This is a genomic window from Sphingomonas xinjiangensis, from assembly GCF_014199255.1.
In the GTDB taxonomy this organism is placed as follows: domain Bacteria; phylum Pseudomonadota; class Alphaproteobacteria; order Sphingomonadales; family Sphingomonadaceae; genus Sphingomonas; species Sphingomonas xinjiangensis.
The window spans coordinates 102,260-115,445 of the sequence record NZ_JACIJF010000006.1 but is presented as its reverse complement, the minus strand read 5'-3'; the positions used below and the strand labels follow the sequence as shown (position 1 = coordinate 115,445).

The window sequence follows — 13,186 nt, the reverse complement described above, 5'->3', positions numbered from 1 at the left end:
TAGCGCGCGATCAGCGCACGCGCGACCAGGTCTGTGACTTGCAGCCCAGCCCTGCGATCAGACAGCCGCGGCCGATCAGGCGGTCACCCTCGACCGTGATGCGGCCGCTGAAGGTCGTGGCAAGGTCGGGCACATAGACGCGACCGCGCCACACGCCGGCCTGGGCAGGGCGGAAGTCGCGGAAGATGCGGGTGCCGACCAGCGGCTGGCTGGAGCCGCGCGCGGCATCGGCAATGGCCTTGTCGCTGGCCCAGATCACGGTGCCGCACAGCTGCGCGCCGCAGGGCTCGAACCGGACATGGACGCTGTTGCGCGGGTTCTGCCAGACGGTTTGCGAAAGCTCCGGCGGGGCGGCCTGGAGCGGCGCGGGGGCGAGGAGGGCGAGAAGCAGTGCGATCATGGCAGCGCGCTTTTCCGAAAGCGGGCATAAGGACTTAAGAAAACGCACCATCTTCGAACCTCCCGTGGCGCAGACTAGCGCATCGCCCGGATCCGGACCAGCCGCGGGTGCGTTCGAGGGATGTTCCACGTGCCAAATGGGCCTAGGCAATCGGCAGCGCGCTGTTGGCGAATCGGGCCGCCCGGTGGATACAGGCTTGGAAAAGGGACATTCTAGCGACATGAGCCAGTTGAACGACAGCGCGACGCAGCGGCTTGCTGCATTGGCGCGCTACGACGTGCTGGACACACCGCGCGAAGCCGCTTTCGACGAGATCACCGCACTTGCGGCAAAGCTGTGCGAAGCGCCGATCGCCGCCGTCAACCTGATCGGCGATGGCCGCCAGTTCTTCAAGGCCGCGGTCGGCCTGGGGGTGCGCGGGACGCCGCTCGACGGCCTGTTCTGTGCCGAGGCGCTGCTGGAGGACGACTTCCTTCTGGTTCCCGACGCGGCCCAGGACCCGCGGTTCGAGCGGAACCCGCTTGTCGCCGGCGAACCGCACCTTCGCTTCTATGCCGGCGCACTGCTGAAGACCCAGGAGGGAGTGCCGATCGGCACGTTGTGCGTGCTGGACCATCATCCGCGCCAGCTGACCGCATTGCAGCAGGAAACGTTGCGGGTGCTGGCCCGGCAAGTCATGGCGCACTTGGAAATGCGGCGCGCGGTGGCGAACCGCGAGGCGCGCTTCGAAGCCGCGTCCGCCAGCGAACAGCGCCTCCGCCTCGTTCTGGACAGCGCGCGGGACTACGCGATCATCACCACCGACGAGCAGCGCCGCATCACCAGCTGGTCGGCCGGCGCGCAGGCGACGTTCGAATGGTCGGAGCAGGAGGCGCTCGGACGGCTGATCGACGACATCTTCACGCCCGAGGACCGGGCCGCCGGTGTGCCCGCCGAAGAGATCGCAAAAGCCCGGGCCGCCGGGTGCGCGCCCGATGTCCGGTGGCATGTCCGCGCCGACGGATCGTGCGTGTTCATGAACGGATCGACGCACCCGATCGTCATGGCCGACGACCGGCTGATCGGATTCCTGAAGATCGCGCGCAACGAGACGGGCGCGCGCGAGCAGACCGACGAGCTTGCCCGCACCCGCGCCGAACTCGTCGCCAGTGAAGCGCGCTTCCGCAACATGGCCGATAATGCGCCCGTGATGATGTGGATGACCGAACCGGACGGGTCGTGCACCTATCTGAACCGCAGCTGGTATGCGTTCACCGGGCAGCGCGAAGCCGAAGCGCTGGGCTTTGGCTGGCTCGATGCGACGCACCCGGAGGACAAGCCGGCAGCCGAGCGCATGTTCGTGGAAGCCAACGCGGCACATGCGCCATTCCGCGCCGAGTACCGGCTGCGCCGGGCCGACGGAACCTATCGCTGGGCGATCGACGCAGCCAGTCCGCGGTTCGGCGCGGACGGCGCGTTCCTGGGCTATATCGGGTCGGTCATCGACATCGACGAGCGGCGGGCCGCTGAAGACGCGCTCCGCCGCGCCAATGTGCTGCTGGAAGCAGTCATGGAGGCCGTGCCCGGTGTGGTCTATGCCAAGGATCAAGCAGGGCGGATGCTCGCCGCCAATCGCGGAACGGTGGACCTGGTCGGCAAGCCGCTGGCGGCAATCATCGGACGAACCGACGCCGAATTCCTAGCCGACGCGGCACAGGCGGAAGCGGTCATGGCCAATGATGCGCGCGTCATGGCGGAAAACCGCCCGGAGGTGCTGGAGGAATCCGTCAGCCGTCCGGACGGCAGCCGCGCCACCTGGCTTTCGACCAAGGCGCCGTTTCGCGACGCGCAGGGCGCCGTTGTGGGTCTGGTCGGATCCTCGATCGACATCACGCAGCGCAAGGACGCCGAAGAGCGCCTGCGCGAAAGTCAGATACGGCTTTCGGAGGAGCGCACGCGCCTAGCGACGCTGATCGAGAGTCTTCCGGTCGGCGTGTGTTTCCTCACACCCGCCGGCGACGTGCTGCTGTCCAACCCGGCCTATCGCCGCTTCCTGCCCGACGGCGTCCTGCCCTCGCGCCTTGCCGACCCGGACCCCCGCTGGACGGGCTGGGACGAGCGTGGCGCGCCTTTGTCCCGCGACGCCTATCCTGGCGCGCGCGCCCTGCGGGGTGAAGCGACGGGCGGCACGGAATTCCTGTACCGCACGGCCGATGGCGACAAATGGGTGCGCGTCAGCGGCGTGCCGCTTGGCGCCGACGACGGCAAACTGGCCGGGGCGATCATCGTCCTGATCGACACCACCGAGCAGAAGCACGCGCAGGAAGCACTGCGCCGGTTGAACGAAAGCCTTGAAACACAGGTCGCCGAGCGCACCGCGGAGCGCGACCGGATGTGGCGTCTGTCGACGGATCTGATGCTGGTCGCCCGGTTCGACGCGACGATCACCGCGATCAATCCCGCCTGGACGACGCTGCTCGGGTGGAGCGAGGACGATCTGATCGGGCGCCGCTTTATCGACCTGGTGCATCCCGAGGACCGGGAAAGCACGCTTGCCCAAACGGCAAGGCTGAGCGAGGGATTGCCAACCCTTCGCTTCGAGAACCGCTACCAGCACAAGGACGGTTCCTACCGGTCGCTGTCCTGGACCGCGGTTCCGGACCAAAGCTTCATTCACGCGGTCGCGCGCGACATGGAAGCCGAGCGAAAGGCGCGGGGCGAGCTTGAACAAGCCCAAGAGCAGCTCCGCCAGGCGCAGAAGATGGAGGCAGTGGGGCAGCTGACCGGTGGGATCGCTCATGATTTCAACAACCTGTTGACCGGCATCATCGGCTCCTTGGACATGATGCAGCGGCGGATCGCACGCGGCGAGACCGAGGCGCTGGAGCGGTACGCGACGGCCGCGATCACATCGGCCAACCGCGCCGCGGCGCTCACGCACCGCTTGCTTGCGTTTTCGCGCCGTCAGCCGCTCGATCCCAAGCCAGTCAATGCCAATCGGCTCGTCACCGGGATGGAGGAGCTGCTGCGGCGAACGATCGGCGAGGCCATCCGGTTGGAAATGGTGACCGCCGGTGGGCTGTGGCAGACGCTGTGCGATCCGCACCAGCTGGAAAGCGCGATCCTCAATCTGGCGATCAACGCGCGTGACGCCATGCCCGAGGGAGGCACGCTGACGATAGAAACGTGCAATGCGCATCTCGACGACGCCTATTCGGCCCAGGAACGGGACGTGAGGCCCGGGCAGTATATCTGCATCTGCGTAACCGACACCGGCTTCGGCATGACGCAAGACACGATCCAGAAGGTGTTCGAGCCGTTCTTCACCACCAAGCCGATCGGTCAGGGCACCGGGCTTGGCCTGTCGATGATCTATGGCTTTGCGCGCCAATCGGAAGGGTTCGCGAAGATCTATTCGGAGGTGGGCAAGGGCACGACTTTCAAGCTGTATCTGCCGCGCTATTATGGCGAGGGCGAGGAGGCGGAAGATCAGGCCACCGCGCTTGCCGACGAGCACCGCGCCGGACATGGCGAAGTGGTGCTGGTCGTCGAGGACGAGACCGCCGTCCGCGCGCTGGTCGTCGATGTGCTCGAAGAACTGGGCTACCGCGCGATCGAAGCGGTCGACGGTCCGTCCGGGCTGAAGCTGCTGCATTCCAGTTTGCGCATCGACCTTCTCGTCACCGACATCGGCCTGCCCGGGCTGAACGGCCGTCAGCTCGCCGACGCCGCGCGTGAACGGCGCCCCGACCTCAAAATCCTATTCATGACGGGCTATGCCGAGAATGCGACCATCGCGAACGGCTTTCTGGAGCCCGGAATGGAGATGATCACCAAGCCGTTCGCGATCGATGCGCTCGCCGGCCGTATCCGCACGATCATCGAGGCACAGCGCGCCTGATCCCAAGGGTGCCGGTGTGGCTTGCGCGCCATGCTGGAGGCGCTGTCGCGAACGTGCTGCCATCATTGCATGGGAGCTGCGGCTCCTGCCGCACGGACGCTTGCGGCGTGCGTTGCGGACGATGGCAGCTTGTTCGTTGAAAAAGCCCGGCAGCCGGCGCAATCACAATCCCGAGCCACGACGTGCAAGCGTGCACATGCCGCTCAACGACTTCGGTTTTCAAGGCTTGGTGTGCGGCCCTGCGAACCCGATACGGTTCGCGGTACGCTGGAGCGGGCGAAGGGATTCGAACCCTCGACCCCGACCTTGGCAAGGTCGTGCTCTACCCCTGAGCTACGCCCGCTCTGGCGTTCTGCCCGCTGCGCCGAAGCGCTTGGGCTGGGTGAGGCGCGTCCACTAGCGGCGGCCTTTAGGACGCGCAACCCCTTTTTCGACTTTTCCCGAAAAAGCTTGGCGCATGCGGGCGAAACGCCCACATAGCGGCCCAACCTGTTTTGCCGCTTAGGAGTGCCCCTTGGCCACGCTTGGAATGAGCCCCGCCGAAAAGGAAGCCGTCGACGCTTTCCGCCGCGACATCGTCGAACCGTCGATGACCAGCCTGGTGATCATCGATTTCTGGGCGGAATGGTGCGGGCCGTGCAAGGCGCTGGGCCCGGTGCTGGAAAAGGTCGCCGACGAATATGCGGCCAAGGGCGTCAAGCTGGCCAAGGTCGATGTCGACAAGAACCAGTTCATCGCCGCGCAATTCCAAGTACGCTCGATCCCGACCGTGTATGCGATGTTCCAGGGGCAGCTGGTCGCGGATCTAACCAGCGCACGCACCGAATCGCAGCTGCGCACGATGCTGGACCAGATCCTGCGCCAGCTGCCCGTGGCCAGCGAGGAAGCAGAGGCCCAAGCCGAGCTGGAGCCGCTGATCGCGATGGGCGAGCAAGTGCTGGCAGAGGGCGATGCCGAGCGCGCGCTGTCGGTTTTCGAGCAGATCGAGGACATGGCGCCCGGGCACCCGGTGGTCGCTGCCGGGCGGGTGCGCGCGCTGATCGCGCTGGGGCGCATCGAGGAAGCGCAGGCCGCGCTGGACGCACTGTCCGACGACGCCGCGAAGGCGCCCGAACTGGCCGGTGCGCGGGCGGCGCTGAGCCTGGCGCAGGAAGCCACGCCGGTCGACGATCTGGGCGAGCTTCGCGCGCGGGCGGCGGGCGGTGACATGGAAGCGCGCTATGACCTGGCCGGCGCGCTGATGGCGAGCGACCGCGACGAGGCCGCGAGCACCCTGCTGGAGATGATCCGCGAAGACAAAGCGTGGAACGAAGGTGCGGCGCGGCAGCGGCTGCTCAAGCTGTTCGAAGCGGTCGGGCTGGAGGATCCGTGGGTCTCGGCGCAGCGCCGGAAACTGTCGGCGATCCTGTTCGGATGACGGCCACGCGCCTTTCGGTGTTTCCGCTGGCAGGCGCGCTGCTGTTGCCGCGAATGCACTTGCCGCTTCACATCTTCGAGCCGCGCTACCGTGCGATGGTGTCCGACGCGCTCGCCCGGGACCGCCGCATCGGCATGATCCAGCCGCGCGGCGGGGGCGACAAGCCGCCCTTGTTCGCGATGGGTTGTGTCGGGCGCATCGCCGAAGTGGAGGCGCTGGAGGACGGCCGGTTCGACATCGTGCTGGAAGGGCTGGCGCGCTTCACCGTGCTGCGCGAGCTTGAGGTGACCACCCCGTTCCGCCAGGTCGAGGCCGAGCTGGAGAAAGTCGGCGAGAGCGAGACGCTGTCGCTGGGCGAGCGGGCGTCGCTGGAGATCGAGGCACGGCGCTTTGCCGATGTGCTGGGCTATGCCGTGGATTGGGAAGCGGTGACGCGGCTGGACGACGAATCGCTGGTGAATGGCATCGCCCAGATCGCGCCGTTCGACGCTGCGTCGAAACAAGCGTTGCTACAGAGCGATTCGCTGGGCGAGCGGGCGGAGCTGGCGGTGCAGCTGATGCAGTTCTTTGGCCGGCACGGCGAGGACCGGGCGACACTGCAATGAGCATCGATCCGTGGCTGCTCGAGCGGCTGGTGTGCCCCGCAACGCGAACGAAGCTGCGCTATGATGAAGCGCGCCAGGAACTGGTGTCGGATGAAGCCGGGATTGCGTATCCGGTGCGCGACGGGGTGCCGGTGTTGCTGATCGAAGCGGGGCGGAAAGTCGACTGAGCGCGCAGCGCGCGATTTACAACGATCCGCTTGTGGCGCTCCCCCTCTACCACGCCCGACGGGCGCGGTCCCCCGCCCCGCGGCGGGGAGGTCCTTAGACCGTCAAACCCTGCAGCAGCTTGGGCACGTCGCCGCTTTCGCCGCGGGCTTCGGCCATGAACCAGTTTTTCAGCATCGGCAGCTTGTCGACCGCCGACAGGCCGAAGCGGCGGACGTTTGCCGCGGTCTTGCCCGGGATGCCGAACAGTCGCGTGAGGCCGTCGGTGGCAGCGGCGACCATGAAAGTGTCGAGCCCGCGCCAGCGCTGATAGCGGGCGAGGAGCTGGGGGTCGCCCAAGTCGAGCCCCAGGCGCTTGCCGTCGACCAGCACCTCGACCAACGTCGCGACGTCGCGGAAGCCGACATTGACGCCTTGGCCGGCAATGGGGTGGATGCCGTGCGCAGCGTCGCCCACCAGCGCGAGGCGCTCGGCGGTGATCCAGGCTGCGTGGTGGAAGCCGAGCGGGTAGCTCGAGCGCGCCGAGAGGTTCGTGAGGTGGCCGAGGAAGCCACCCATGCGCTTCTCGACTTCGGCGAGGTAGCCGCGCTGGCTGATCTTCATCCAGCCCGCGGCCTCGCCTGCCTGCACCGTCCACACCACCGCCGAACGATGCCCTTCGTCATTGTCGGGCAGCGGCAGGATCGCGAAGGGGCCGTCAGGATAGAAGATTTCGAACGCGATATTCTCATGGGAGCGCGCATGGTTCATCGTCGCGATCATCGCGGCATGGTCATAGGTCCAGCGCGCGGTCTTGAGGCCTGCAGCCTCGCGCATGGGCGAATTGCGGCCTTCGGCGGCGATCAGCAGCTGGGCGCGTACGGTGGCACCCGAATCGAGAGTGGCGGTGACGCCAAATTCGCCGCGTTCGACCGACACCGTGCGGGTCTTCATGCGCATGTCGGCGCGCCGCGCGGCCTGGGCGGCCTCCAGCAAGGAAGTGCGCAGCACGCGGTTCTCGAACATGGTGCCGACCGCGCCCTCGCCCTCGCCAGGCGCGAAGTCGAGCTTGCCGGGTTCCAGCCCGTCGCTGACGCGGATGCCCTGGATCGGGCAACCCTTGCCCGCAAGCCGCTCGGCCACGCCGATCGCTTCGAACATGCGCATCGGCGCGCTGGCGATCGCCGAAGCGCGGCCGTCAAAGCCAGCCTGGAGGATGAGATCGGGATCGGCCGGATCCACCACGATCGAGGAAATTCCATGGGCGTCGAGCGCGACCGCGAGCGCGCTCCCCACCAAGCCGCCGCCGAGGATGAGAATGTCCGCGCTGTCCATATGCCCGCCCTACCCCCGTTCGCGACGCGGAGCCAGCGGTACAAAACAGGTCCATAGTTGACGCGCGAGTCCCTTTGCGCGATCATCCGGGCAAACCCTGACAATTTGGAGGCTGGGCGATGGCGTCCCGGGCACAAGCGCCGTTGTTGCGCGACACGATGAAGGCTGGCGTGCTGCGCAGCACCGCGCTGATCGGCGGCACGGTGCTGTTCGTGGCGACGGTGGCGCTGATGATCGCGATGCTGAGCTATCATGCGCAGGACCCGTCGCTGAACACCGCGTCGGGCGGGCCGGCGCGCAACCTGCTGGGCAGCACCGGGGCGTGGGCCTCCGACCTGCTCTATTCGCTGCTGGGACTGCCGGTGCTGCTGGTGATGCCAGTGGGCTTCATCGTCACCAACCGGCTGTGGCTGGACCGGCCGGTGGGGGCGTGGGCGCACATGCTGCGGGGCGCCGCACTGAGCGCGTGCCTGATCGCGGCGGGGCTGACGCTGATCCATATCGACTGGTGGCTGGGCATCGACTGGCGGCTGCCGGCGGGCATGGGCGGAGTCATCGGGCTGGCAGTGGCTGGATTCGTCGACTGGCTGATCGGGTTGGGCGGCAATCCCAGCGTCTCTTTCTGGGCCGGGAGCGTGCTCGGCGCGGCGGCGACGCTCGGCGGGCTGTTCTGCTGGTGGCGTTCGCTCGACTTCACGCTGCCCGAGCGGGCGATCCGCTTCCCCAGCTTGACCGGCCCGGCCAAGCAGCGGCTGCTGAAGGGACCCGAGCAGCGGGCGGCGATGCAGGATGTGGCCGAACTGCCGGAAGCCAGCGCGCTGTTTGACGCCGCGGAGCCGAGCGCGCCGCGCAAGGTCGTGGTGCCCGACAACCGTCCCGCGCCGGTGATCGCCGAGCGCGGCACCTCCCCCGCGCCGGCCAAGGCGCGGCTGGCGCCCGAGCAGACCAGCCTGGACTTCAAGGACAGCTATACGCTGCCGCCGCTCGACCTGTTGAAGCCGGGGCCGGCCAACCAGCACGCGACCATCGACAAGGCATCGCTGGAGCGCAATGCACGGCTGCTGGAAAGCGTGCTCGACGACTTCAATGTACGGGGTCAGGTGGTCGAGGTCCGCCCGGGCCCGGTGGTGACCATGTACGAGTTCGAGCCGGTCAGCGGGATCAAGGCGAGCCGCGTCATCCAGCTGGCCGACGACATCGCCCGCAACATGAGCGCGATTTCCGCGCGCGTCGCCACGATCCCGGGACGCACCGTGATCGGCATCGAGCTGCCAAACGTGAAGCGCGAAGGGGTGAACCTCCACGAGCTGATCGGCAGCCAGAGCTTCGAAGATCAGGGCGCGAACCTGCCGCTGGTGCTGGGCAAGAACATCGCCGGCGAGCCGGTGATCGCCGACCTGGCGCCGATGCCGCATCTCCTGGTCGCGGGTACCACCGGTTCGGGCAAGTCGGTGGGCCTGAACTGCATGATCCTGTCGCTGCTGTACCGGCTGACCCCGGACCAGTGCCGGATGATCATGATCGATCCCAAGATGCTCGAACTCAGCATGTACAAGGATATCCCCCACCTGCTGGCCGACGTCGTCACCGATCCGCCCAAGGCGGTGCGCGCGCTCAAATGGGCAGTGGAGCAGATGGAGGACCGCTATCGCATGATGGCGAGCGTCAATGTCCGCAGTCTCGCCAGCTTCAACGACAAGGTGCGCGCGGCCAAGGCCAAGGGCCAGCAGCTCGGCCGCAAGGTGCAGACCGGATATGATCCCGACACCGGGCGCCCGATCTATGAGGAGGAAACGCTCGACCTTCAGCCGCTGCCGCTGATCGTGGTGATCGTCGACGAGCTGGCCGACCTGATGATGACGGCGGGCAAGGAAGTCGAATTCCTGATCCAGCGGCTGGCGCAGAAGGCGCGCGCCGCCGGCATCCACCTGATCATGGCGACGCAGCGCCCTTCGGTCGACGTCATCACCGGCGTGATCAAGGCCAATTTGCCGACCCGTATCAGCTTCCATGTCACCTCGAAGATCGATTCGCGCACCATCCTGGGCGAACAGGGTGCCGAGCAGCTGCTGGGCCGCGGCGACATGCTGTACATGGCCGGCGGCAAGCAGATCCTGCGCGTGCACGGGCCGTTTGTCAGCGACGACGAAGTGCAGGCGGTGTCGGACTTCTGGCGCTCGCAGGGGACGCCGGATTACATCAGCGCGGTCACCGAAGAGCCCGAGGATGGCGGCTTTGCGCTGGAAGGCGGACCGCAGGGCGACGACACGCCTGAGGAACAGCTGTACCGCCGCGCCTGCCAGCTGGTGGCGGAGAGCCAGAAGGCTTCGACCTCGTGGCTCCAGCGCCAGCTGCGCGTGGGCTACAATTCGGCCGCCCGCCTGATCGAGCGGATGGAGAAGGACGGACTCGTGTCGCGCCCCGACCATGTCGGTCGCCGCGAAGTGCTGATGGACACCGATGGGCGCCCGCTGAACTGAGTCGGATCGTTTGGGGCAGGCGCGGGTTCAGGGGACATTCAAGCCGCGCCGCCTAGGTGGTGTCATCCAGTTTGTCGGAGATCGAATCGTGTTTGCACGGCCCCTCGCCTTTACCCTGCTCGCAGCGCCCGCGCTGATCGCCGCCGCGCCTGCGGGAGAGCTGGCCCAGGTGCAGCAGCATCTTCAGGGGGTGCGCAGCATGACGGCGACGTTTGCGCAGACCGACCGCACCGGGCGGACGCTGGGCGGAACGCTCACCCTGAAGCAGCCGGGCAAGATCCGCTTCCAGTATGAAAAGGGCGTGCCGCAGCTGATCGTCGCCGATGGGCGTAGCCTGTACTTCATTGATTACCAGGTGCGGCAGGTGGAACGCTGGCCAATCGGGAGTTCGCCGCTGGGCGTGCTGCTCAATCCAAAAAAGGATATCGCGAAGTTCGCCAAGGTGCTGCCGACCGGGGATCCGCGCGTGGTGTCAGTGGAGGTGCAGGACCGCGCGCATCCGGAATATGGTCGGATCACGCTGATCTTCCAGAAGAACGCATCGGGTCCTTCGGGGCTGATGCTGCAGGGGTGGGTGGCGCTCGATTCGCAGAACAACCGCACGACGATCCGGCTGTCCAACCAGCGTTTCAACGCCCCCGTTTCTGACGGAACGTTCCGCTGGAACGACCCACGGCAGCGTAATCGCTGATTCGTGAATATTGTTCATGCTGGCGACAGGTTCGCAGGCATAGAAGCATATTTGCGGATGTGGGGCGGTACTCGGGATTTTCCCCCTGTTGCTCGAGATCGACTCATTTCCCGCCTGCGTGACGAACGCTAGGTCGGCCCTCGCTCCATTGCCCCCGGAGCGAGGGCCTTTCCTTTTTTAAGCGCCACGCTTGGCCTGGGCGCCAGCCCGCTCGCCCCCGGCCACCCACAAGATCCTGCCGCTAGGTAGCCGCTTGGGGAGCGGGCTGGCACCGCCCGATAAAAACGCTACATCGCGGCCGTGAAGATCGCTTCGTGGAACATCAACTCGGTCCGCTTCCGGATCGGCATCGTCGAACAATTCCTGCGCGAAGAGACGCCCGATATCCTGTGCCTGCAGGAGACGAAGGTGATCGACGGCGACTTCCCCGAGGACGCTTTCCGCGCGCTGGGCTACGATCACATCATCAAACATGGCCAGCGCATGCACCACGGCGTGGCGATCATCGCCCGCGTGCCGGTAATCGAGGACGATCGGCTCGACTGGCAAGCGAACCAGGAAGCGCGGCATGTCGGCGTAAAGCTGCCGAACGGCGTGCGGCTGGAGAATGTCTATGTGCCCGCCGGCGGCGACGTGCCGGACCGTGCGGTAAACCCGAAGTTCGGGCAGAAGCTCGACTTCGTCCAGCGGATGACTGACTGGTCGGCCAGCCTCGACACGCCCACTATCCTGACCGGCGACTTCAACATCGCGCCGCTGGAATGCGACGTGTGGAGCCACAAGCAGCTGCTCGGCGTGGTCAGCCATACCCCAATCGAAGTCGAGGCGCTGGGGCGGTTGCAAGCGGCGCATGACTGGGTCGATCTGGGCCGGCGCTTCATTCCCGCGCCCGAGCGCTGCTTCACCTGGTGGAGCTATCGCTCGAAGGATCGCAATGCGAACGACCGCGGGCGGCGGCTCGACCATATGTGGGCGAGCCGCGAAGTCGCCGACAAGGCCGTGGCACACAAGGTGTGCGAACCGTGCCGCGACTGGCTAAAGCCATCGGACCATGTGCCGCTCATCACCGAGTTCGCCTTTTGAGCGCGCGGGCGGCAGCACAGGCGGTCGACGCGCTACGGCGCGGCTGGCCGGTGGCGATCCGTGGGCGTGACGGCACCCTCAAGCTGCTGGCGATCGAAACCGCCGACGCCGAGCGGCTGAACGCGTTCGATCCCGAGGGACGGGCGCCGGTGCTGTTGTCGGCCGGACGTGCGGCGACGCTGAAGCTGGCCAACCAGCGCGACGCGGCGACGCCCGACGGGGCGGTGCTGGTCGAGCGCGTGCCATGGCTGGATTTCGATACCGGTACTGCGCTGGCCGACCCGCAGCTCGACCTCGCGACACCGCTGAAGGGTCCGTTCCGGGCGATGCCGAACGTGGCGAGCGAAGCGTCCGCCGCCGCGCTGCGCCTCGCGCGCGTGGCGGGACTGTTGCCGGCGTTCTTCGTGCTGGCGCAGGAGGATGCCGAAGCGATCACGCCGAGCGACATCGACGCGCATGAGGATGCGGACCGCCTGCGCATCGTCGGACGCGCGCGGCTGCCGGTGGAAGGCGCCGAGGATACCGAGATTGTCGCGTTCCGCACCGACGAGATGCCCGGCGAGCATGTCGCGCTGGTGATCGGCCAGCCTGACGGTACGCCGCCGCTGGTGCGGCTGCACAGCGAGTGCCTGACCGGTGATGTGCTCGGCAGCCTGAAATGCGATTGCGGGCCGCAACTGCGCGCCGCCATTGCCGCGATTCAAGCGAGCGGATGGGGCGTTCTGCTCTATCTGCGCCAGGAAGGGCGCGGAATCGGGCTGATCAACAAACTGCGCGCTTATGCGCTGCAGGATCAGGGTTTCGACACGGTCGATGCCAACACCCGGCTGGGGTTCGCGGTGGACGCGCGCAACTTCGCAATCGCGGGGCGAATGCTGACGCTGCTGGGGCAGCCGGTGGTGCGATTGTTGACGAACAATCCGGACAAGGTGGCGGCGCTCGAAGCCTCAGGCGTCACGGTGCGCGAGCGGGTGGAACACAAGCTGCCGCCCAACCCGCATAACGAACGGTATTTGGCGACGAAGCGGGATCGGACCGGACACCAGTTGTAGGTGGTTTCGGAGTTCCCCGGCGAAGGCCGGGGCCCAGCTGCAACGAAGCTTGAAGCGGCAGGCCGCCTTGCCACGACTAGGCGGCTGGGCCCCGGCTTT

General features: G+C 66.9%; 10 protein-coding genes and 1 tRNA gene. 8 read left to right on the top strand and 3 right to left on the bottom strand.

Annotated features, from left to right (window positions below; genetic code table 11):
* Positions 1-10: 10 nt before the first annotated feature.
* Positions 11-400 (bottom strand): DUF2147 domain-containing protein, encoded by a 390-nt coding sequence (locus FHT02_RS11710; RefSeq protein ID WP_184087734.1) that lies wholly within the window; start codon positions 398-400, stop codon positions 11-13.
* Between the two features lie 220 nt (positions 401-620).
* On the opposite strand from FHT02_RS11710, the gene FHT02_RS11705 reads away from it, so the two are divergent.
* Positions 621-4,280, top strand: coding sequence for a PAS domain S-box protein (locus FHT02_RS11705; protein WP_184087732.1), 3,660 nt, complete (start codon positions 621-623; stop codon positions 4,278-4,280).
* Positions 4,281-4,548: 268 nt separating this feature from the next.
* Here the strand turns inward: FHT02_RS11705 and FHT02_RS11700 are convergent.
* Positions 4,549-4,623: transfer RNA gene (locus FHT02_RS11700), tRNA-Gly, on the bottom strand.
* Between the two features lie 186 nt (positions 4,624-4,809).
* Here FHT02_RS11700 and FHT02_RS11695 point away from each other — a divergent pair.
* Genes FHT02_RS11695 through FHT02_RS11685 form a run of 3 tightly spaced genes read left to right on the top strand, consistent with a single transcriptional unit; the run spans position 4,810 to position 6,469 of the window.
* Complete coding sequence (locus tag FHT02_RS11695) at positions 4,810-5,697, top strand: tetratricopeptide repeat protein (protein ID WP_184087971.1); 888 nt, start codon at positions 4,810-4,812, stop codon at positions 5,695-5,697.
* Positions 5,694-6,302, top strand: coding sequence for an LON peptidase substrate-binding domain-containing protein (locus FHT02_RS11690; RefSeq protein WP_184087730.1), 609 nt, complete (start codon positions 5,694-5,696; stop codon positions 6,300-6,302). Before FHT02_RS11695 ends, FHT02_RS11690 begins: the two co-directional genes overlap by 4 nt.
* The gene (locus tag FHT02_RS11685) at positions 6,299-6,469 is read left to right on the top strand and encodes a Trm112 family protein (RefSeq protein WP_184087729.1); all 171 of its coding nucleotides are present in this window, start codon (positions 6,299-6,301) and stop codon (positions 6,467-6,469) included. The genes FHT02_RS11690 and FHT02_RS11685 overlap by 4 nt, the downstream gene beginning before the upstream one ends.
* 94 nt (positions 6,470-6,563) lie before the next feature.
* Here the strand turns inward: FHT02_RS11685 and FHT02_RS11680 are convergent, their stop codons facing one another.
* A complete protein-coding gene (locus tag FHT02_RS11680; RefSeq protein ID WP_184087727.1) occupies positions 6,564-7,781 on the bottom strand; it encodes a UbiH/UbiF/VisC/COQ6 family ubiquinone biosynthesis hydroxylase in 1,218 nt (405 codons plus the stop codon).
* Between the two features lie 119 nt (positions 7,782-7,900).
* Between FHT02_RS11680 and FHT02_RS11675 the strand changes: the two genes are divergently transcribed.
* The 4 genes from FHT02_RS11675 to ribA all read left to right on the top strand — a co-directional run bounded on the left by FHT02_RS11675 (position 7,901) and on the right by ribA (position 13,087).
* Positions 7,901-10,261, top strand: a complete 2,361-nt coding sequence (locus tag FHT02_RS11675; RefSeq protein ID WP_184087725.1) for a DNA translocase FtsK — start codon at positions 7,901-7,903, stop codon at positions 10,259-10,261.
* Between the two features lie 88 nt (positions 10,262-10,349).
* Entirely contained in the window at positions 10,350-10,952 is a 603-nt protein-coding gene (locus FHT02_RS11670; protein ID WP_343056927.1) for a LolA family protein, read from the top strand.
* 300 nt (positions 10,953-11,252) lie between these two features.
* Positions 11,253-12,035, top strand: a complete 783-nt coding sequence (locus FHT02_RS11665) for an exodeoxyribonuclease III (RefSeq protein WP_184087723.1) — start codon at positions 11,253-11,255, stop codon at positions 12,033-12,035.
* The gene (gene ribA / locus FHT02_RS11660; protein WP_184087721.1) at positions 12,032-13,087 is read left to right on the top strand and encodes a GTP cyclohydrolase II; all 1,056 of its coding nucleotides are present in this window, start codon (positions 12,032-12,034) and stop codon (positions 13,085-13,087) included. The genes FHT02_RS11665 and ribA overlap by 4 nt, the downstream gene beginning before the upstream one ends.
* The last annotated feature ends 99 nt before the right edge of the window (positions 13,088-13,186 follow it).